This is a genomic window from Staphylococcus sp. EG-SA-10, from assembly GCF_017151945.1.
GTDB classification, from domain to species: domain Bacteria; phylum Bacillota; class Bacilli; order Staphylococcales; family Staphylococcaceae; genus Staphylococcus; species Staphylococcus aureus.
The window spans coordinates 1-20,805 of the sequence record NZ_JACVZJ010000005.1 but is presented as its reverse complement, the minus strand read 5'-3'; the positions used below and the strand labels follow the sequence as shown (position 1 = coordinate 20,805).

At 30.3% G+C, this 20,805-nt stretch carries 23 protein-coding genes; 7 read left to right on the top strand and 16 right to left on the bottom strand.

What is annotated here, in order from left to right; all coding sequences use genetic code 11:
* The first annotated feature begins 128 nt into the window (after positions 1-128).
* Positions 129-572 carry a global transcriptional regulator MgrA gene (gene mgrA, locus IDG45_RS05735; protein ID WP_001283444.1) on the top strand — a complete coding sequence of 148 codons (444 nt, stop codon included), beginning with the start codon at positions 129-131 and terminating at the stop codon, positions 570-572.
* A gap of 126 nt (positions 573-698) precedes the next feature.
* On the opposite strand, the gene IDG45_RS05730 is transcribed toward mgrA, so the two are convergent.
* Both IDG45_RS05730 and IDG45_RS05725 read right to left on the bottom strand, forming a co-directional pair.
* Positions 699-2,372 (bottom strand): amino acid ABC transporter ATP-binding/permease protein, encoded by a 1,674-nt coding sequence (locus IDG45_RS05730; protein ID WP_000857610.1) that lies wholly within the window; start codon positions 2,370-2,372, stop codon positions 699-701.
* On the bottom strand, positions 2,369-4,000 hold the full coding sequence (locus IDG45_RS05725; RefSeq protein ID WP_111063806.1) for an ABC transporter ATP-binding protein/permease: 1,632 nt from the start codon (positions 3,998-4,000) through the stop codon (positions 2,369-2,371). Before IDG45_RS05725 ends, IDG45_RS05730 begins: the two co-directional genes overlap by 4 nt.
* A gap of 218 nt (positions 4,001-4,218) precedes the next feature.
* On the opposite strand from IDG45_RS05725, the gene IDG45_RS05720 reads away from it, so the two are divergent.
* From IDG45_RS05720 to IDG45_RS05705, 4 genes are all read left to right on the top strand, one after another.
* Positions 4,219-5,094 carry an undecaprenyl-diphosphate phosphatase gene (locus IDG45_RS05720; protein WP_000469894.1) on the top strand — a complete coding sequence of 292 codons (876 nt, stop codon included), beginning with the start codon at positions 4,219-4,221 and terminating at the stop codon, positions 5,092-5,094.
* Between the two features lie 170 nt (positions 5,095-5,264).
* Positions 5,265-5,948: a hypothetical protein gene (locus tag IDG45_RS05715; RefSeq protein ID WP_000358498.1), complete on the top strand. Its 684-nt coding sequence runs from the start codon at positions 5,265-5,267 to the stop codon at positions 5,946-5,948.
* 2 nt (positions 5,949-5,950) lie between these two features.
* Entirely contained in the window at positions 5,951-6,409 is a 459-nt protein-coding gene (locus tag IDG45_RS05710) for a YaiI/YqxD family protein (protein ID WP_000148824.1), read from the top strand.
* A gap of 1 nt (position 6,410) precedes the next feature.
* Positions 6,411-6,977: an LOG family protein gene (locus tag IDG45_RS05705; protein WP_000820892.1), complete on the top strand. Its 567-nt coding sequence runs from the start codon at positions 6,411-6,413 to the stop codon at positions 6,975-6,977.
* Between the two features lie 95 nt (positions 6,978-7,072).
* Here IDG45_RS05705 and IDG45_RS05700 read toward each other — a convergent pair whose 3' ends face one another.
* From IDG45_RS05700 to IDG45_RS05685, 4 genes are all read right to left on the bottom strand, one after another.
* Entirely contained in the window at positions 7,073-7,615 is a 543-nt protein-coding gene (locus IDG45_RS05700) for a GNAT family N-acetyltransferase (protein WP_000638616.1), read from the bottom strand.
* Between the two features lie 79 nt (positions 7,616-7,694).
* Positions 7,695-7,994 (bottom strand): hypothetical protein, encoded by a 300-nt coding sequence (locus tag IDG45_RS05695; RefSeq protein ID WP_000545116.1) that lies wholly within the window; start codon positions 7,992-7,994, stop codon positions 7,695-7,697.
* 137 nt (positions 7,995-8,131) lie between these two features.
* Positions 8,132-8,515, bottom strand: coding sequence for an SA0632 family lipoprotein (locus tag IDG45_RS05690; protein WP_000733447.1), 384 nt, complete (start codon positions 8,513-8,515; stop codon positions 8,132-8,134).
* A 67-nt stretch (positions 8,516-8,582) separates the two neighbouring features.
* On the bottom strand, positions 8,583-9,026 hold the full coding sequence (locus IDG45_RS05685) for a GNAT family N-acetyltransferase (protein WP_001259673.1): 444 nt from the start codon (positions 9,024-9,026) through the stop codon (positions 8,583-8,585).
* Positions 9,027-9,152: 126 nt separating this feature from the next.
* Here IDG45_RS05685 and IDG45_RS05680 point away from each other — a divergent pair, with 126 nt between their 5' ends.
* Positions 9,153-9,842 carry a DUF1129 domain-containing protein gene (locus tag IDG45_RS05680; RefSeq protein WP_000842864.1) on the top strand — a complete coding sequence of 230 codons (690 nt, stop codon included), beginning with the start codon at positions 9,153-9,155 and terminating at the stop codon, positions 9,840-9,842.
* A gap of 98 nt (positions 9,843-9,940) precedes the next feature.
* Here the strand turns inward: IDG45_RS05680 and IDG45_RS05675 are convergent, their stop codons facing one another.
* From IDG45_RS05675 to IDG45_RS05630, 10 genes are all read right to left on the bottom strand, one after another.
* Positions 9,941-10,429 carry a DUF456 domain-containing protein gene (locus IDG45_RS05675; protein WP_000152589.1) on the bottom strand — a complete coding sequence of 163 codons (489 nt, stop codon included), beginning with the start codon at positions 10,427-10,429 and terminating at the stop codon, positions 9,941-9,943.
* Positions 10,426-11,646, bottom strand: coding sequence for a sugar efflux transporter (locus IDG45_RS05670; RefSeq protein WP_001807240.1), 1,221 nt, complete (start codon positions 11,644-11,646; stop codon positions 10,426-10,428). Before IDG45_RS05670 ends, IDG45_RS05675 begins: the two co-directional genes overlap by 4 nt.
* 206 nt (positions 11,647-11,852) lie before the next feature.
* Entirely contained in the window at positions 11,853-12,719 is an 867-nt protein-coding gene (locus tag IDG45_RS05665; protein ID WP_000687412.1) for a LysR family transcriptional regulator, read from the bottom strand.
* Between the two features lie 115 nt (positions 12,720-12,834).
* Entirely contained in the window at positions 12,835-13,479 is a 645-nt protein-coding gene (locus IDG45_RS05660; protein WP_000865620.1) for a ribonuclease FAU-1 family protein, read from the bottom strand.
* 144 nt (positions 13,480-13,623) lie between these two features.
* On the bottom strand, positions 13,624-13,740 hold the full coding sequence (locus tag IDG45_RS05655) for a hypothetical protein (RefSeq protein WP_031927551.1): 117 nt from the start codon (positions 13,738-13,740) through the stop codon (positions 13,624-13,626).
* 91 nt (positions 13,741-13,831) lie between these two features.
* The gene (locus IDG45_RS05650) at positions 13,832-14,305 is read right to left on the bottom strand and encodes a cupin domain-containing protein (protein ID WP_000833486.1); all 474 of its coding nucleotides are present in this window, start codon (positions 14,303-14,305) and stop codon (positions 13,832-13,834) included.
* Positions 14,305-15,021 (bottom strand): YebC/PmpR family DNA-binding transcriptional regulator, encoded by a 717-nt coding sequence (locus IDG45_RS05645; protein ID WP_000532966.1) that lies wholly within the window; start codon positions 15,019-15,021, stop codon positions 14,305-14,307. Before IDG45_RS05645 ends, IDG45_RS05650 begins: the two co-directional genes overlap by 1 nt.
* Before the next feature lie 189 nt (positions 15,022-15,210).
* Entirely contained in the window at positions 15,211-15,570 is a 360-nt protein-coding gene (gene sarX / locus IDG45_RS05640) for an HTH-type transcriptional regulator SarX (protein ID WP_001090984.1), read from the bottom strand.
* Positions 15,571-15,715: 145 nt separating this feature from the next.
* Entirely contained in the window at positions 15,716-17,866 is a 2,151-nt protein-coding gene (locus IDG45_RS05635; protein ID WP_001129769.1) for a helix-turn-helix transcriptional regulator, read from the bottom strand.
* A gap of 696 nt (positions 17,867-18,562) precedes the next feature.
* Complete coding sequence (locus tag IDG45_RS05630; protein WP_000081599.1) at positions 18,563-19,207, bottom strand: Bax inhibitor-1/YccA family protein; 645 nt, start codon at positions 19,205-19,207, stop codon at positions 18,563-18,565.
* A gap of 360 nt (positions 19,208-19,567) precedes the next feature.
* Here IDG45_RS05630 and IDG45_RS05625 point away from each other — a divergent pair, with 360 nt between their 5' ends.
* Positions 19,568-20,365, top strand: a complete 798-nt coding sequence (locus IDG45_RS05625; protein WP_000731644.1) for a LysM peptidoglycan-binding domain-containing protein — start codon at positions 19,568-19,570, stop codon at positions 20,363-20,365.
* Positions 20,366-20,805: the final 440 nt, after the last annotated feature.

Here is a 20,805-nt window from a genome sequence, read left to right as displayed (position 1 = left end):
TAAACATACTTTAATTTTAGCATGGCATTGAATCAAAGAAAGTTGTGAATTAATAAACAATCAACTTTTTAATGATTACCAATCCGAAAAGAGAAAAAAACGGATAGTATGTCTGGAGGAGAACTTTAATGTCTGATCAACATAATTTAAAAGAACAGCTATGCTTTAGTTTGTACAATGCTCAAAGACAAGTTAATCGCTACTACTCTAACAAAGTTTTTAAGAAGTACAATCTAACATACCCACAATTTCTTGTCTTAACTATTTTATGGGATGAATCTCCTGTAAACGTCAAGAAAGTCGTAACTGAATTAGCACTCGATACTGGTACAGTATCACCATTATTAAAACGAATGGAACAAGTAGACTTAATTAAGCGTGAACGTTCCGAAGTCGATCAACGTGAAGTATTTATTCACTTGACTGACAAAAGTGAAACTATTAGACCAGAATTAAGTAATGCATCTGACAAAGTCGCTTCAGCTTCTTCTTTATCTCAAGATGAAGTTAAAGAACTTAATCGCTTATTAGGTAAAGTCATTCATGCATTTGATGAAACAAAGGAAAAATAATTAACTTTTGTCATGACAATTAAAGTAATGTTTAGAATTTATTAAGAATAGAAAAACAATTAGCACGCGTAAGCTTGTTAGTTAAAAAACTGCTTGAAAGGTTTCTTAGCCTATCAAGCAGTTTTTTTATGCATTATATTGAATCATATTCCATAAAGCACCTTGATTAGCGAGTAATTGTTGATAGTTTCCCTTTTCAACTATTTTACCATTTATCATCACAATGATGGTCTCAAAACGTGACAATAAAGTTAAATCGTGTGTAGCAACAATTAATGTTTCTGCATGTGCTTCAATTAAATCCATAACTTTTAAACTATTTTGTTTATCTAATGCCGTTGTTGGTTCATCTAAAATCCATGTTGATGCAGTATCTTTTAATAACATCCTCGCAATCGCTAAACGCTGAATTTCTCCGCCAGATAATGTATGACCATCTAAGTCAATTTGACGTTCTAGTGCCAAATGTTCTAAATCTAATTGCTTAAATATTGCTTGCACCGCTTCATCTTTTTCATCGGTAAATAAATTTTGACGTATTGTACCATCAAATAATTGTTGAGATTGTAGCAAGACATTCAACGATTCAAACTTATCTTTGTCATCTATTTCAAACATATCCATATTTTCGAAACGAATAGAGCCACTATCTAATTGATATAACCCTGCCATAATTTGTAGTAATGTACTTTTTCCTGAACCAGAAGGACCCACAATCGCAATCTTTTCGCCTCTATTAACATTAAAATTAATATCCGATAACACATACGTTTGCTGGTTCCAATACTTAAAACTAGCGTCCTTAACTTCATAAATGTTCGTTGCGTCATACTTATCAGTAAGGCGGTTTTTTCCATTAGTAGAAGGTACAGATATCACTTCATTAATATCGTGCAATGCTTGGTCAGTATCCGCTTTATAATACGCGACATTTGTCATTGGTACAGCTTGTTCAAATAAAGTTAAGACCATTAAAACGATACTCGTCATATAAATAATATTTAGTTGGCCTTCATTAATTTGAATTAATCCTAGAACTAAACTTCCAAAAATCGAAAGCATAGCAATAATATTTAATATAAAATCATAAATCGTTAAAAAGCGTTGCTCTTTAAGTTGTAATTTATCAAAATGATTTAATTTAGCCATCAAATTATCTCGATAATGATTAATTTGATTAAATCGACGTAGTTCATCCATACCAGCTTTATAATCATAAAAATGATTTAAAAATCGAGCCTGTTCATTAGCTGCATGTTTCTTTAAAGTACGTGCTTTTTTTGAGCTTAACCAAGGAACAATGAGTAAAGTAAACAACATGCTAACCATAATCAATAGCGCATGGCCGATTGAAATGAACGCCAATACTATTACTGTAACTAGCGCTGTCAAACCGATGACGACTGGTGGATAATAAACACGTAAATAAATATTTTGTAATGCCTCAACACGACTAATCATACGTGAAATTAAATCACTAGAACTCAGTTTACGGTAAACATTAGGAATGACATTTACTAATTTACCGAAAAACTGTACCCGAATATCACGTAGCATTGTAAATGTAGCTTTATGAGAAATAAGGCGCTCTACGTATCGAGTAATAGCTCTTAAAAACCCAAACAATTTTACTGTTACGACTAAAATCATCAGAGCGTATAGTGGCGCACCAAGTGCACTTTGTGTCACCATATAACCACTTAAGAAAAACATGGCGAGCGCAACTAAACTTCCACAAACACCAACAACTATAGCTAACAATAAATCCTTATCTACTTGAAATTTTAGTCGTGTTTTCATAAGTCATCACCATTTTCTGTTATATTTACTGAAATATTGCGATCATCAGCAATCAGTCTTCCTTTTTCTATATACAAACGTCGTTGTAAATGGCGAATTGTATTATCTCTATGTGCAATGACAATCATCGTTGTACTTTTAAAATGTTGAAACAGAACGTTCTGAATCATGTGTTCTGTTTGAATATCTAAACCAGTTGCAGGCTCATCAAATATAACGAGATCTGGCTTCATAACTAAAAGACGGCAAAGTTCTATGCGTCTCATCTGTCCACCAGATAACATTTCGCCTCCTTCACCTATTATTGTATTAATGCCTTTTGTGAAAGATTGAACTTTGTCTAATAAACCTACTTCGTCTAGCACTTCTTCAACAGTATTATTTTCTATATCTTTAAACATCGTAATATTCTCTTTTATAGAAGCACTGAAAATATATGGCTGTTGGCTAAGTATTCCTATATTTAAATCACGCTGGTTTGTACTTATAGTACCTATTGTTGGCTGATAAACACCTGCAATAAGATGTGTCAAAGTGGATTTACCTGCCCCGCTTGGACCTACAAGTGCAATTTGATCACCTTTAAATATTTCCAAATTCAAATCATTTAATACCAATCTATCAGAATCATCATATCGAAATGATATGTCTGTTAGCTGAATAAATGGCTTTTGATTTTCCTCATACTTTAATAGAAATTCATTATTATTGTTCGGTTGTTCTAAAAACTCAAACACAACGTCACTGGCACCTTCACTTTGTTTTCCAGTATGGAACGCTTGTCCTAAGTCCTTAATTGCATTATAAAATTCAGGTGCTAAAATAATCGCAATTGCTACAGTTTTAAAATCAATATTATGAAATACTACTAAGCTTAGCGTTGCTTCCAATGCAACCAATCCAATACCTAACATACTTATAAATTCGAGCATTAATCCCGATAAAAAAGCACTGCGTAAAATGCGCATTGTTAAAGTTCTAAACTGAGTACTATCGTCGTAAATATGCTTCTCTGTTTGCTCTGTACGATTAAATAGCTTTAACGTCACTAAACCTTTAGCAATATTTAAAAACCGTTGACTAAATTGATTCAAATAAGTCATTTGATCTTTTGACTCATCTCGCGTTTTCAAACCGAAAATAATATAAAACAAAGGAATAAATGGTGCAGTTATTAACATAATTAATGCGGTATTGATATGGATGAAAAACATTGCAATGATTATGATGAGCGGAACCATCATTGATTTGAACACTTGAGGCAAATAACTCTTATAAAAAGGTGCTAGACCATCAATGTTTTCTGTGAGTATAGTCATTTGTTCACCGATTGGATGACCATTATTTTTATAAATAACCCGCTGTCTAAGCATATGCTTAACTTTAAATGCTAATGTATCACCTAACCATTGATTTAGAAATTGCACAGTTGCTCTTAAAAGTAAAACACCTAATAAAATAAATAATACAATCCATAAACCTTGAAATTGATGTCTTATAATTTTAGCTAAAAAACCTGCTATTAAAATATTTTGCGTTATAACGAGTATGCCGAGACCAGTACTGACCAAGAACATGAGTACCGGAAAAATTTTATATTGAAACAGTATTGTTGTTAATTTTTTCACAATTATATCACCTAAACCTATTATAAAAGGTTTTCCTTAAAATCAAATTAAATAGCTCAATAAAATATTGTAGTTTTACATGTAAAAGAAAATGAATATATACATCTTTAGTCTAGTATTATAACTATAACTAGCATGTCTTTAAATGAATATGCTATCATGATATGGTAATTTTGATATTTAAATAAATTAAATTGAGTAATGAAAGTGGGTACATTATGTTTATCATTGAATTAATAAAAGGTATTATCTTAGGGGTCGTCGAAGGATTAACAGAATTTGCACCTGTTTCCTCTACTGGACATATGATTCTAGTTGATGATATGTGGTTAAAATCATCTGAATTTTTAGGTTCTCAATCAGCATTTACATTTAAAATCGTCATCCAATTAGGATCCGTCTTTGCAGCAGCATGGGTGTTCCGCGAACGCTTCTTAGAGATTTTACATATTGGTAAACACAAACATGTTGAAGGAGAAAACGATCAACAAAGACGTTCAAAGCCAAGACGTTTAAATTTATTACATGTATTAGTGGGTATGGTGCCAGCAGGTATTTTAGGCTTACTATTTGATGATTTCATCGAAGAACATTTATTTAGTGTGCCAACTGTTATGATTGGCTTATTCGTAGGTGCTATCTACATGATTATTGCTGATAAGTATTCAGTTAAAGTTAAAAACCCACAAACAGTGGATCAAATCAATTATTTCCAAGCGTTTGTAATTGGTATCTCTCAAGCAGTAGCTATGTGGCCTGGTTTCAGCCGTTCAGGCTCAACAATTTCAACTGGTGTATTAATGAAATTAAATCATAAAGCAGCATCGGACTTCACATTTATTATGGCTGTTCCAATTATGTTAGCAGCTAGTGGTTTATCTTTATTAAAACATTATCAAGATATTCAGATTGCTGATATACCTTTTTATATTTTAGGCTTTTTAGCTGCATTTACTGTTGGACTAATTGCAATCAAAACATTCTTGCATCTAATTAACAAAATCAAATTAATTCCATTTGCCATTTACAGAATTGTATTAGTAATCTTTATTGCTATACTTTACTTCGGATTTGGCATTGGTAAAGGTATTTAATTTTCTTTTAAAATATAGACTGTCAATTAAGGAACCACTTGATTGGCAGTTTTTATTGTCTTCTTTTAAAAACATCTGAAATACTTATAAGTGATTCACTACTCTCATCGTTTATATTGATGTATCATAGGGTATGTAAAATTAATAAAGTAATTATGGAGGCAAGATCTATGGATAAGAAAAAAGTCATCAAATTTATGATTAATGTATTACCAATTGTATTGGTACCGTTAATTGTTGAACGTAAACGTATCAAACAACATCCGGACGTACAAAAAGTTACAGATGCTACAAGTAAAGTTGCTTCAAAAACATCTGCAGCAATCAGTAACACAGCGAGTGATGTTAAAGAATATGTCGGCGATAAAAAGCAAGATTTTGAAAATAAGCGTGAACTTAAAAAGTTTGCTAGAGAACATGATCCTGCCTATATTGAGAAAAAAGGCGAAAAATTAGCTAAACAAAATCGTAAAGACGCTGATAAAATGAATAAAATACTTCAAAAAAATATCGAAAAGCGTCATAAAGAAGAGCAAAAAGCACGCGAAAAGAATGAAATACAACGTATTAAAGATATGAAAAAATCACAAAAATACGAAGAAAAAGCAGGCTTAACACCTAATAAATTAGATGAGAAAACTGAGAAAAAAGGCGATAAACTAGCTGAAAAAAATCGCAAAGAAATCGCTAAAATGAATAAAAAGTTACAAAAAAATATTGAAAAACGACACAAAGAAGAACAAAAACGCCAACAAGAAGCTGATAAAGCACGCATCAAGTCATTTAAAAAATATAAAGATTATGTTGCCAAAAGCGCCTCTCAACAAAATAAAGAAAACAATACAGAGGCATAATTGTGACACATATTATTATTGATGGAGATGCTTGTCCTGTTGTTGATTCTATTATAGATTTAACAACTGAGACAGGCATTTTTGTGACAATTATTCGGAGCTTCAGCCATTTTTCGAACCAATTATATCCCCCACATGTATCAACATTATATGTTGATGATGGACCAGATGCAGTTGATTACAAAATTGTTCAATTATCAACGAAAGATGATATCGTAATCACTCAAGATTATGGACTCGCAAGTTTATTAGTCGACAAAGTCTTAATTGTCATGCATCATAATGGGAAGATATACAATTCCAAAAATATTCAACAACTATTAGATAAACGATATATGAATGCACAAATTAGAAAACAAGGTGGTCGCCACAAAGGTCCCCCACCTTTTACAAAGCAAGATCAAAAAGTGTTTGAACAATCACTATTAAGAGTCATTCAACGAATTAAGGAGCTGGATTAATATGAAGCGAATCGCAGTTTATTGTGGTGCAAGCAAAGGTCATGACCCTTCATATGTACAAAAAGCATACGATTTAGGTAAATATTTTGCTGAACAAGGTTATGAATTAGTATTTGGTGCAGGGTCAATTGGTATTATGGGTGCCATTCAAGATGGTGTATTAGATCATGGTGGCAAAGCTATTGGCGTCATGCCTAAAATGTTAGATGAACATGAAATCACAAGCCAACGTTTAACTGAATTAATTTTAGTTGATTCTATGCATGAACGTAAAAATAAAATGGCAGAACTTGCAGATGCATTTGTCATGGCTCCTGGTGGCGCAGGTTCACTAGAAGAATTTTTCGAAATGTATAGTTGGGCTCAAATAGGTATCCATGAAAAGCCTATTGCCATTTATAATATTAATGGCTTTTTCAATCCATTACAAACAATGATTGACCATATGATTGAGGAAGGTTTTATTGATCCAAAGTATCGTGCACTTGCACCGTTATGCGACACTAAGGAATCATTAATAGAATCAATATTAAATTTCAAACCTCTAGGTACTCGTTCATACGATTAATCATTCTAAGGTTAAAAAATAAACAAACACCCCTAATATTGTTATCATCAGCTAAACAATGTTAGGGGTGTTTGTTACGCTTATGTATAAATTTTTCACTTTCGAAGATTAATGTAATAGCGCACTTGCCTTTTTAATAAATGATACTTACTTAGATTGGGTAATTCGAAATGATCATACACTGTCATGCCAATTTTTTCCATTACACGTTGTGAAGCTTTATTTGCTTCTGCTGTAAAACTATAGACATCGTATATTTGATGTTGTTCTGCTAACTTCAACGCTGCCTTTGCGCCTTCAGTTGCTAATCCTTTTCTCCAAAATTCTGGCAACAAGCGCCAACCTATTTCATAAAGCGGTAATTCTTTAAATGGATAATCGCTTGTTTCTGGAATATAATTCAAACCTATAAAGCCTATCCATTGATGGGACTCTTTATCTTCTACAGCAAATAATCCAATGCCATAATCTTTAATAACCGCATCCATAGTTCTCATATCTAATTCTGAACGACGATAACTCAATAAACTTGGAAAATATTTACGTACGTCATAATTCGCATTCATTTTTTGAAAAGGTAACAGATCATCTTCATGCCAGTCTCTTAATATTAAACGCTCTGTTTCACAATAAATCATCGATTGACACTCCTATATAATTTCTCAATAAAAAACACAAAATCGATATTTTGATCAACTTTGCGTTTTAGATAGCAGTTTATTTTGATTTTGAAATATAACTTATAAGTTCAACATGAACTGGCACTTCTTTTAAACGTGCTCTATCTGATTTCAGCGCAGTAAAAGTTGCATCTATAAAATCTTGTTGATGGTTTAAACGATATGTAGCAACAAAAGTATCTGTATCGGACTCAAAGTTTGGTAAATGTGCAATTACACGCTTAATTTCGCCAGTAGAATCAGCAATCGTGCGTCCTGTAATATTTTCTAATTCTCTACCTAATTCTGGCAAAGTAATATCTTGACCCTCTAAAATTCTAAAATCTTGTTCATGCATGCCGTTTCTCTCCTTTATTAATTACGTTGTCTATTTTTACGTTCTGTTTCAATCATGACCACATTTTAATTAATACATACCCTTAAAATAAGGTTTAAAACGCTGTACCTTTCATCTATAACAAGTAAGCAATTCAATTATGATTGGTGTTTGTCATTAGCTTTTTGATCTTTATCTGTTGATGTAGGCTTTTTGTGATTATCTTTATCCGATGACTTAGTTTGATCTTTTGATTGCTTATCTTGTGATGCCTCTTTATCTTTATCTTTGTCTTTGTCTTTTTTATCATCCTTGTTATCTTCTTTAGAAGGTTTTAAATCTTTCACTTCTTTTTCAAGGTCTTTTTGCTTATCTGCTAATTTTTCTTTTTCTTGTTGAAGCTTTTCTTTTTTATCTTTTAATTCTTTATTTTCTTTTTGTAAATTATCGATATCTTTTTCAAGAGTTGCTTTTTCTTCGCTTTTACCGCAACCTGCTAATAAAATCATAACTGACATGATGCTGATGATTAATTTCTTCATATAAAACTCCTTAACGTCATTTAAATCTTTATTAATTTTAACATGAATTAGCAACATAATCCTAATTCTAATCAATATCTTTATACATTTTCACATGACTCACTTGATAACCTAAATCTTTATTCAAAGATATCATTGGCAAATTACTTTTATGAATTGTACTGCTTATTCGCTTTGCATTCATAGTTTTTGCCCATTTTTCAAGCGCAATCTTCAGTTGCGTAGCTATTCCCAGTTTGCGAAATTGTGGTTCAACATATAGCAGTTCAATGTTAACCATACTTTTTTCATTACTAAAATGTCCCCAAATAAACGCTATTAATTGACCTTCATTTTCATATATATAAATTTTATCATTTGTATGTTCTAATCTTGAACATATCATCTCGTACCTAAGAGCTATACTCAGTTTAGTACATTTATAGTTGGATTCTGCTTGCGACAATAATGTCTCATGTATATTAGCTATTTGCTTGATATAATTATGTTCATCTTTATTAAGTGTCCTCATTTTCCTCTCCAATATTAATCGTTATATTTATGCGTTTAATATGATATGATTGACCTTATTAATACTATAAAATCATTTCCATTTTAATTTGGAATTAAACATTTTTAAAGGAGCGCTTAAGTAACAATGAAAAGTACTGCGCAATTAACAAAAGAAAATAATGTTAAATCATTAAGATTAAGCAATACTGATAGAGAAATCTTCGAGAATTATATGACTTATATGCGCTCTGACTTTCGCGTCAATCCTCATGATACAGAGTTAATTATTAACCGTATACTTAAACAATTATTAAGCGCAGAACAACATGGTTTATTAGCCTTAGATTTTTTCAATCATGACCCAAAAGCACATGCAATAAAAGAACTAAAAGCGATGCCTAATGAAACATTTAAAAATATTTTTAAATATATATATCAGCACATCGTTCTATTAATTGGAATTGTTAGCTTTCTCAAAGGATTTTTAGGATTTTTCATGGAAAAAAGTGGAAGTAATTTATATTTTGTTTCATTCCCGTTTTCAGTAGTCGTTGGATTCTTTATTGTCTTTTTATTTATATGGTTTAGTTTTAAAACAATACAACTGCAGTGTTTTAACAATTCAAATTGGATATGGATATTCACCTATTTAGCAATTATTCTACTAATTGTAGGATTTTTCTATGTATTCTTTATTCCACAATCATTACTTGCCTTTGGACCATATATTCAGGTAAGCAATTGGGTATTTATTATATTTTCATTTATAGTTATGCCTATTGGATTACGCATTGAAAAAAATATTTCGAAAAAACATTCTCATACATTTTTATAAACAAAAAGCTTATTACATCATATGCTAATTTGGTACTGTTAATGATAAAATCACTAAATTACAGTTACCGAAAAACATATTTTGCAATAAGCTTTTTATTAATTAATCAATAAAGCATCTATAAAGAACCATACAATCATTATAAACATAATGATTGCTTGAGCTATACTACTTGTTAAAAATGCTACGATTGAACCTATACTTACTTTAACTGCTCTTTCAAATGAATAGCCTTGTATTAATTCAACTATAAATACCAAAATAAAAGGTATAATAATAATTCCAAATGGCGGTAAAACAAAACATCCAATAACGACACCAATTAAAGCTGCATACTCTCCAAACTTAGAACCACCGAAGCGATTCACAAAATATTTATTAGCTAAAAAGTCCGCACATAAAATTAATATTGTTAGCAATGCCATAGATACATAAAACACCCATGATAAATGCTGATTATGAAAGCCAAATTGATAGATTAGAAAGCCAACCCATAATACTAAAACAGAAGGAATAATCGGCTTAATCAACCCAACAAATGCTAACATGAAGGCAGCGAGGATAAGTAGCCATAAAATAATTGTCATGTTGATATCACATCCTCTTTTGTAATTTTTTGATTTTTAGTAAAGAATATAAGTATCATACCTAACATGATTGATGTTGCTGATACAAAAAATACATTTTCCAAACCTACCCAGTGACTCATAGCACCACCTAATAAGTTACCACCTAACTGTCCAATAACCATTGCATTAGAAAATAGTGTTGAGGCGTATCCTGGGAAATCTGGTAAGATATCTTGGAAATAACTAATGCCAATTCCTAAAAGAACCGCTAAGAAAATAGCTAAAAACACCTGTCCTGCTAACATCATATAGAAGTTTTTAAATACCCCAATGCTGAAGTAGAATAAAGCACCAAAAATCGCTCCATAAATCAACAATGTTCGAGTCTGTAATCTAGATGATAAAACACCAAGAATGATCATAAATGGCACTTCTAAACCAGCACATAAACTAGCTAAATAACCGACATGTTGCTCATTTTCTTTTAAATAATCAGTAACAAATAAAGGCATATTCATCGTATACATCCATTGTCCAATGTGTAATAAAATAAATGCAATAAATGGTAATAAAAGCGTTTTGTCTTTAAACATGTTAGGAGCAATTTTTTCAACATGTTGTTGCGTACTAATCGGATGTTTAATGTTTAAATCCTTATAGAAAAACACTTGAAGTACTAAAGTAAATAAAATGATACTTATTGTTCCACCAAACAATCCAGCATAGCCTTTTAATCCGATTAATTGCGCACCAATAAATGGACCAAATAAAAAGCCCAATGAGAACATTGAACGTAATACTGTGTTGGCAAATTGAGCTCTATCTTTAGAGCTTGAAACATTGATAGATTCTCTAGCAGATGCGTAAAGTTGGGGCATTGCTGGTGCAAATAATCCTTGGAAAATCGCATATAGTAATATGAATAACCAGATTGTATCTACAAAAAAGTATATTGAAAAACCAAGCGCACCCATTAATAATGCGAAAATAATAATAATTTTTCTATTAAAGTGATGCGTATCCGAAAATCTAGCAATAATTGAATTTACTGTAAACTGGCTAATCGCTGCAGATGCTAGAAGTAATCCATACTGATTTGTTGTCATACCTAAATCTTTAGTTGCAAAAAGAACAAGATATGGGACCGTAACCGCAATACCCATACCTAGTAGAAACATATTAGCAACAAAGAGTTTATAATTCTTTATTTGTAATAACGCTGCAAACATATCCATAACCCCGCTTTTTAGAGTCCCTTTTAATTTATTAATTAGGGGCTCTTATGCAGATGGTGCGTTAGCAACCAACTGTATTCCTTTGTCCCCTTTTAATTTATTAATTAGGGGCTCTTTTGCAGTTGATGCATTAGCGTTAGCAACCAACTGTGTTTAATTTAACCGAATAGTTTAAAATTAAATACTAACCTTAAATTAGTCTAAGACTACGCCTTTGGTTGTTCAACAAAGCTCGCCATAAGATTTACAAAAGAATCAACTTGTGGCAATTGCAACATGCTCGGATCATAACTCATAAACGTTGAACGAATCAGTGGTTCATTATCAATTTCTACTTTTTCAAACTCAAATTGTTCTTTGCTGATATTTTTCATCATAATTTCTGGCAAGATTGTAACACCTACACCACTAATCAACATTTCTTTACAAGTTGCCACTTGATCCACTGTAATAGTTGCATGATAATCTTGCTCTAAATTATCGTTATACCATTGCTTTATTTGATTTATATAAATCGGGTCAGCTTGAAACTCTATGAATGGCAACTTTGTAACATCGTCTCGTCTATTTTTTGGAAAAATAAAATAATGATCATCATTAAATAAATGTGTGTTAGCTAAATTCATTACCTTATTTCCACGAGTTATCATAACATGATAGTCTCTATGGTTTGCTTTAATTTGTTCAGTTGAACCAACTTGTACTTGAATTTCAACATTAGGAAATTGGGCATTATATAGGCTCAAAACTTCAGGAAGTAAGGTTTGTCCAATCAATGAAGAACACCCTATTGATATCGTTCCATTCACTTCACCAATATGTGCCTGCATTTTGTCAAAAAATAATCGCTCTCTTTTCAACATGTCACGGGCATGCTCAATAATCATTGTTCCTTCAGTTGTTGTAATCAATTGTTTTTTTGTTCTGATAAAAATATCTACTCCAAAAGCATTTTCAATAGCTTTTAGTCTTTGTGTAACAGCAGGTTGAGATATATATAAAATTTCAGCCGCTTTACGTAACGTTTTCGTTTCGTCTAATGTTATTAGTAAACGATAGTCTTCAATCTTCATAATTTCCCCCCATAAATTATTCAATTATTGAACTTTCATGGCAACAAGCAGTCATGAGTTCATTACTAACGAATAATTTCACCAATTTTATTGGTATGGCTGCAGCTTGAATTACTTAGTTTTTCTTTTGTTGTTGGTGATTTTTAGTTTGATTATTTTGCTTAGGTTTTATTTGTTTGCTTTTTTCAAAATTAGTTTTATTTTGTGGCTTTTGATGATTTTTTTGAGCCTTTGCATTAATTTTATTAAAGCAGTACATGATTTTCTTTTGGAATCCTTTAAAATCATTTTCTAACTCTGCCATAATTTGATGCGCAATCATATATGCTTCATGAAATTGCTTTTTTGTAATTTGCTCACTTTCTAATGCAAACATTAAATCATCTTCATCTACTAACTCATATTCACCACTTGGTAATGCTAAAACATCTAAACATAAATCTACTGTACGTGCATTACCTTTTTGCGTTATATTTTTGATATTTATATCAAAATAATATTCTAATGGATTGCCTTTATTATCAAACATTACAGTTATACTATAACGTTTCTTTTCAGGTAGTATTTGCAACCATTTATAATTGTCATCTGCGACAATAATATTTTGTCCAACTACCGTCACCTCTAAAGGATCACGAACCTTTTTCATCGTGACTAAGCCTATAATACCCTTGAACCTATTATTATTAACTTTTACCTCTGTGTATTCCCTATCAATTAGGCGACGCCAGTGACGTTTATCTATATACTTTACTTTCACAGTCACCAACTCCTTGTCATTATTATATAAAACTACATGAATGATGTCATGTCATGATACAGTTTTATAGTTTTTGTTAATCATATGAAAATATTTATTATTATTTTACTACAACTCGCTTCAATTTACTTAAAATAGACAATATTAATTAGATAGTACACACACTTCTTCATAACAATGATTTTTCAAAATTATAATTAATATGGTCTTATCGTTTTCAAAATCATTTAATGTTAATTTCATTAGAAAAAGCTGTAGCATCAATTCTATTCTGATTCAATCAAGAATACATACAAAAATGAAGTGACTCAAAGGTTTATTAACAACCTTCAAACCACTTCATTGATCATTTTTATTTTAAAGCATATTTTTCAATCACTGATTTAAGATGCGGATATTGTGTAATTAATTCAGATTGCTTAAACAATTCAAACTGCTTAAACTCAAATGCCGGTTGACACATACAACCTACTAAACTATAAGTATTTGAAATTTCGATTGAAGAAGCAAAAATTGTTCCTTTAGGCACTACATATTGCAATACATCTCCATTTTGGATATCAGTACCCAATGTTGCAGTCGTATATTCCCCATCCGGATTTATCATATGAATTGTTAGAGAATCACCAGCATGATAGTACCATACTTCATCAGCATCAATTCGATGAAAATGCGAAATATTGTCATCTGTAAGTAAAAAATAAATACTACTAAACGGCGCTCTGCGTCCATCTTTTAATACTTCTCGGATTGTCTCTCTATAGAAACCACCTTCAGGATGTGATTCAAGTTGCAATTCATCAATCCATTGTTCTGCTGATTTCATTATTTCAAATCCACATTATGGAATACGTTTTGTACATCTTCTAAATCTTCTAATGCATCGATTAATTTTTCAAATGTTACTTGGTCCGCTTCAGAAAGTTCAATATCTGTTTGAGGTAACATTTCAAATTCAGCAACTTTAAATTCTTCAACACCTGCTGCACGAAGCGCATCTTGAACGACTGCGAATTGATCTGGTTCAGCATAGACTATTGTCAATCCATTATCGTCAATCACATCATTTACATCTACATCTTGTTCCATTAATGTTTCAAGTATTTCGTCAACAGACTTTCCTTCAATACCAAATGTTGCCACATGATCAAACATATAAGCAACTGATCCAGATACACCCATATTACCGCCGTTTTTACCAAAAGCAGCTCGCACATCAGAGGCAGTACGATTTACATTATTTGTTAACGCATCAACAATTAGCATTGATCCGCTTGGGCCAAATCCTTCATATCTTAGGTGATCAAAGTTTTCGTCTCCAGCACCCTTAGCTTTATCTATTGCTTTTTCAATAATATGATTCGGCACTGAATATGTCTTAGCGCGTTCAAGCACCAACCTTAAAGCTTGGTTAGATTCTGGATTGGGTTCACCAGATTTTGCTGCAACATAAATCTCCTTACCAAATTTCGCATATATTCTACTTGTGTTTTTATCTTTTTGGGCCTTTTTTTCTTTAATGTTATTCCATTTACGTCCCATAATGTCATCTCGCTTTCGAACTGTTTAATTAACAACATATATTATACATGATTTTTTTATGATTATATACATTTTCACAATTAACATTATTGAACTACGATTTCTTCAATCTGTTACTTAGTTTTAAAATATGTATAAATTAAAAATGTGCCGATAAGCAATTTCTATGCTTTCGACACTCAATTTCAATTAAATATTTAAAAATTGTTCTACATCTTCAAATAAAGCATTAAATTTAGATATATCATCATCATTTAAATAAATATAAATTTTACGCTCATCTTTAGATGATCTAACTTTACTAAGTCTTTCTTTTTCAATTAGTCTTCTTATAGAAACTAATAATTTTGTCCTACTTAAATCTAGCTCATCCATTGCAGTTTTTAAAAATGATTGCATAAGTACTTTCTCATCTTTGCAATGCTTCATCGTTAAATCTAAGACTGCTAAATCATTTAGCGACAACTTATATTTTTTATCAATATATTCAGATAATGCTTTATATTGTTTATAGAAGCCAAGCAATGTTTCTAATTTCTCAGTATTCAAAATGTTGCACCCCCAAATATATAAAGACAATGCTTCTGTTATTATTATCTTAAATTTTTTTGCCATTGTCTTTCTCATTTGTTTTTAATACGTTGTCAAAATTACCAACAAATGCAAATTAAATTTTGCAATACATATCAAGGAGTTATTTTTTTCCTATTTTAATTATGTATAACGCATTAAAAGTAACGTTAATATTTAAGGAATTATTACTAAAGTTATGCTCTTTAATCTCGATTGCTGGTTTAAGGTAGTTGTCAATTTTAGATAGTAAACTAGGGTTCCATTCATATTTATCTCTTAATTCTTTAGATATCAAATTATTAATGTTGCCACTATTTTCGTCCAATGTTTCTATTATAATTAGATATTTATCGTTTAAAACATTGTTTTTAAAATTTATATAAACTTGACTATCCTCAAAATTACTCATAATTGTCTCGCTCTCTATCACTCGCCAATCATAAATAACAAGACAATAATAATTCTCTATATCAAAAATAGAATAATAACTGTTTTCATATTTTGGTTTCGAGACATATTCGATAAATTTTTCCAATATAAGACCTAGTGTTGTTTTAAATCCATTTTTGTCATATAGATGCATCGCATTAAATGCTTGATGATTGTCAAAAATGTTCAATCCAAACCCATCAAAGTTGTGATACAGCGCACTTAATGTCTTATAAATTAATGGAGCACTATTACTTAAATCTTGTTCTTTATTATTAAGCAGTTTATGATTTTCAACATTTAGAAAAATCAGCTTTTCTTGTTCAATATCCAATTCATTAATTACTTGTTTTAAATTTTTAAAATGCAAAATATTTTTCAATAGTAACTCGTCACTTTCCCCCATCAAATAAGGGCTACTTAAATTTGCATTATCTATTATTAACGAATCGAATTTAAGTCGCTTTATTTGTGATACTAGTGATTTAAAAACTGAAGGTTTTTCAAATAAACAGGTAATGTTCAATCCTAATTTCACATTCAACATGATGTTATGTAATTTTAATATCATTCGATAAATTGTTCTAATTTCCATCAATGATAAATCAAAAACAAAATGCACTTCGTAATTATTATGATTACTTAATTCGTTTGGAGATATTTGTCTGAAAACACTCATAAAAGCTTCTTCAACATAATAAGTTGTTTCAATATCATTTATATTAAATGCTATCTTTAGATCACTTTCAATTATTGTTTTAATGATTGCGAATTTTTCTTCTTCGGACATGGTATTTTTACTTTTTAAAATCGATGGCATGATGAAAAAGACAACTTGACTGTTCTTATTCAATAAGGTTTTAAAGATTCCTTCTAAGAAAACTAATTTCATTTCTGTATAAGTATTTATTTGAATAACCGTTTGAAACAATTTAGGTGTTTCAAATTTGTCTTCATCAATATGTATAACATCAGTTAGGTGGTTTTTATAATGTTCAATATAATTCAATATGATTTCTTTTACTTCTTGCACCATTTTGCCTACTAGTGGTTCTGGCTTTAGCATTAAACATTTATTATATTTTGATAAATTACGATATTCATTCGGTGTTATATCCATATAACTTTTAAACATTTTAGAGTAAGTTGAGCTACTACTAAAACCTAAATGTTCACTTATGTTGCTAATAGTACTATCAGTAGTAAGTAGAATTTCAATCGATTTACCAATTTTCAAAGTATCAATATATTTTTTAAAACCCATGCCCATAAGTAAGTGGAATTGTGATGACAAATTTGACTTTGAGACAAATAATTTATCAGCGACACTTTTTAATGTCAATCGTTGATTTACATTTTGATAAATATATTCGAGCTCGTCACGCAAATCACCATAATAGGCATATCGATATTGATTTTGCGCAATCTTTTTATCCATACTTGCTTCTTTTGCAATAATTTTAATAATATCCTGTAATTTTCTAACATCAGCGTCATTGAGAGGTTGATTATCAAGGTATCGATAAGTCAATTTTAATAGTAGACATTTCAAATTATAGGATGATTTAATTAACTTTGCTGTATAGTGGTAATTAAAGAAAGTATAGCCTAATTCCGCAAACCAATCGCTACTCAAATACAACATGATCGTTTTTTTATTATTCTTAATACTAAATACATCCAGATGATTAATAATATATATATCATCTTCAATTATTTTACTTTTACGAAATTTTTGTAGTTCGATTTCCCCGTCAATTGGCCAAAATAAGACTATGCCATCTTGGCAACGCGTTGTCGCATATTCATTATTAGTAAGTATATGCAAGCATGATTTTGCCATAACTTTACCTCTTTCTATATTTAAGTACCACTTTTATCATTCCCTATAATATTTAACTTATTTAATTAAACGTAAATTTAACACAATACGAATACCAAATCAAAAATAAATAAAACTATATAATGGGTAATTTTTAAACTTATATATCAATCATTTAAATATTACAAAAATAGATGTAGTCAGTTTAATTAAACTATCCAATTGAAAACACACTACTTTTTAGTATTTTCAAAATAATTTTAAATGACCACATCTACAACGTATTACTATTATCTTTTGTTAGTTTTATATTCATTTTCAATTTAAAAATAAACACTTATTTAAATCACATTCTACTTTTGAGATGAGCTCAAACTAACATTAAATTGTTTATATTATCTATACTTATTCCTATTAATATTTCGATTTTAAAATTAATACGTAGCTATACTTTACTTTTCTAATAAAAGTGTAATTAGAAAAGCAAGTACATCTGTTTAAAGTTTATCTTCTAAGATTTATTTACTTTAGAACTATAGCAGTTAATCATTTCAATGATTAATAATATCTTTACAATTAAGGTAATATATCTTTATTGCTTTATCAGTAAAATCTCTGTCTAAATTTCTAATTTATGACAATCGCTCTAATTTAAGGTTGATATTCATTATTGATTATTCCAAAACTTTATACAAATTTCTTTATTAATTTAACTGTTTATCTTCTGAACATATTAGCAAGATAAAGTATATCCTTAATAATATTCAACAAATTAATAAATAGATTAAATCCCATTTCTCTTGGTGAATAGTCACCTCTTTTTAAACGATTAAAATCATACAAAGTATAAAGTAGAAATAACAACAGACTAACGACGGTAATAATAGTATAAAAAATAGGATTTTGAAGAAAAATACCAATTATACTCGCAATAATTAATGTTATTAATGTAACGAATAAATACTTGCCTATACTCGATGCATCTCCAACGAAGAAATAACCAATAATACCAAATGCTATAAATGCAAAAATTGCTAATGCGATATTTTTATAGAAAATATCTGGTCCTAAATTTTGTAAATACGTGGTAAACGTTGCGTATGACAATAAGCCAATTACTACAGCGTAAATATGTGAAATAATTAAACCGAACCGTCTCGCTCTTTCAAAAACAAGTGTTGCTAAAATAATAATCAGTAATCCAAATGACAAGGGTTGTCGCCAACTTAATGGTAAAAACTGACCTAGATAGCATCCTATGCCAAATATAATCCAATAATACATAAAATAAAGCCACACTTTACTTATTGATTGAGCATGCTGGTTTTGATGATAATATGAATGATTTGTATTTTGCGACAAACTAATTCCTCCTTCTACTGTCGTTTTATGCGTCAAATTTTACAGTAAATTTTGCTTCATCAAAAGAAATAACCTTTAACAAGTATAGTAATTTTACATTTTACAATGTTACAAAATATAATTTTTTATAATTAGTTAAAATCACTAAAACGCTTTTATACACTATCAAATCAGCATTTATAAAAATATGAACCGATATCCTAAAATGTTAATAATATTACAAGATAATAACAAACCACACAAAGCTACTTATTTTTGATAATATGGAAAGCGTAATATAAAACGAAAACTTAATTTACTATATAAATTGTCTTAATACTTTTTAAAAGTAGTAAATCTTAATTTTAAGGAGGAGTCCCTTTGAAAAAATTAGCATTTGCAATAACAGCAACATCTGGTGCAGCTGCATTTTTAACGCATCATGATGCACAAGCTTCTACACAACATACAGTACAATCTGGTGAATCATTATGGAGTATTGCTCAAAAATACAACACTTCAGTAGAGAGTATTAAACAAAATAACCAATTAGATAACAACTTGGTATTCCCTGGTCAAGTTATCTCAGTAGGTGGAAGTGATGCACAAAATACGTCAAACACTTCTCCACAAGCTGGTTCAGCATCATCTCATACTGTACAAGCTGGTGAATCATTAAATATCATTGCTAGCAGATATGGTGTTTCAGTTGATCAATTAATGGCAGCCAATAACTTACGTGGTTATTTAATTATGCCTAACCAAACATTACAAATTCCTAATGGTGGATCAGGTGGTACAACACCAACAGCTACAACAGGTAGCAATGGCAATGCATCATCTTTTAATCATCAAAATTTATACACTGCTGGTCAATGTACATGGTACGTATTTGACCGTCGTGCTCAAGCTGGTAGTCCAATTAGTACATATTGGTCAGACGCTAAGTATTGGGCTGGTAACGCAGCTAATGATGGTTACCAAGTAAACAACACACCATCAGTTGGTTCAATTATGCAAAGCACACCTGGTCCATATGGTCATGTTGCTTATGTTGAACGTGTCAATGGTGATGGTAGTATCTTGATTTCTGAAATGAATTACACATATGGTCCATACAATATGAACTACCGTACAATTCCAGCTTCAGAAGTTTCTAGCTATGCATTCATCCATTAATTAAATAAATTGTACTGATATATACTAGCAATTCACATCATGTGAGATTGCTAGTTTTTTATTTTTGAAAAAAATTTCATTTTGGTACAAAAAATTATCTCACCCTTCCCTATCATACTTATTTATATTTTGTATGAATGGTAGTTAGGTAAAAAATAATAACCTACCTATTTGATTAAATTAAATGCATAATATATTAAAAATCAAAATAATGCAACTAAGTTGACTATATAATGATTTAATTTGTTATACCAGTATTTTACGCTTTTTCGTCTACATATACAAATTTATATTAAATAAAGTCCAATACAATTTAGTCAAGTCCAGACTCCTGTGTAAAATGCTATACAATGTTTTTACCATTTCTACTTATCAAAATTGATGTATTTTCTTGAAGAATAAATCCATTCATCATGTAGGTCCATAAGAACGGCTCCAAT

Coding starts and splice junctions, on each gene's coding strand:
- IDG45_RS05675 (WP_000152589.1), bottom strand. CDS start 10,429: ATGACAATTATTTTATGGCTACTTATCCTCGCTGCCTTCATGTTAGCA.
- IDG45_RS05635 (WP_001129769.1), bottom strand. CDS start 17,866: ATGGCAAAATCATGCTTGCATATACTTACTAATAATGAATATGCGACA.
- IDG45_RS05715 (WP_000358498.1), top strand. CDS start 5,265: ATGGATAAGAAAAAAGTCATCAAATTTATGATTAATGTATTACCAATT.
- mgrA (WP_001283444.1), top strand. CDS start 129: ATGTCTGATCAACATAATTTAAAAGAACAGCTATGCTTTAGTTTGTAC.
- IDG45_RS05670 (WP_001807240.1), bottom strand. CDS start 11,646: ATGGATATGTTTGCAGCGTTATTACAAATAAAGAATTATAAACTCTTT.
- IDG45_RS05730 (WP_000857610.1), bottom strand. CDS start 2,372: ATGAAAACACGACTAAAATTTCAAGTAGATAAGGATTTATTGTTAGCT.
- IDG45_RS05680 (WP_000842864.1), top strand. CDS start 9,153: ATGAAAAGTACTGCGCAATTAACAAAAGAAAATAATGTTAAATCATTA.
- IDG45_RS05700 (WP_000638616.1), bottom strand. CDS start 7,615: ATGATTTATTGTGAAACAGAGCGTTTAATATTAAGAGACTGGCATGAA.
- IDG45_RS05665 (WP_000687412.1), bottom strand. CDS start 12,719: ATGAAGATTGAAGACTATCGTTTACTAATAACATTAGACGAAACGAAA.
- IDG45_RS05645 (WP_000532966.1), bottom strand. CDS start 15,021: ATGGGACGTAAATGGAATAACATTAAAGAAAAAAAGGCCCAAAAAGAT.
- IDG45_RS05650 (WP_000833486.1), bottom strand. CDS start 14,305: ATGAAATCAGCAGAACAATGGATTGATGAATTGCAACTTGAATCACAT.
- IDG45_RS05705 (WP_000820892.1), top strand. CDS start 6,411: ATGAAGCGAATCGCAGTTTATTGTGGTGCAAGCAAAGGTCATGACCCT.
- IDG45_RS05695 (WP_000545116.1), bottom strand. CDS start 7,994: ATGCATGAACAAGATTTTAGAATTTTAGAGGGTCAAGATATTACTTTG.
- IDG45_RS05690 (WP_000733447.1), bottom strand. CDS start 8,515: ATGAAGAAATTAATCATCAGCATCATGTCAGTTATGATTTTATTAGCA.
- IDG45_RS05685 (WP_001259673.1), bottom strand. CDS start 9,026: ATGAGGACACTTAATAAAGATGAACATAATTATATCAAGCAAATAGCT.
- IDG45_RS05720 (WP_000469894.1), top strand. CDS start 4,219: ATGTTTATCATTGAATTAATAAAAGGTATTATCTTAGGGGTCGTCGAA.
- IDG45_RS05655 (WP_031927551.1), bottom strand. CDS start 13,740: ATGCTACAGCTTTTTCTAATGAAATTAACATTAAATGATTTTGAAAAC.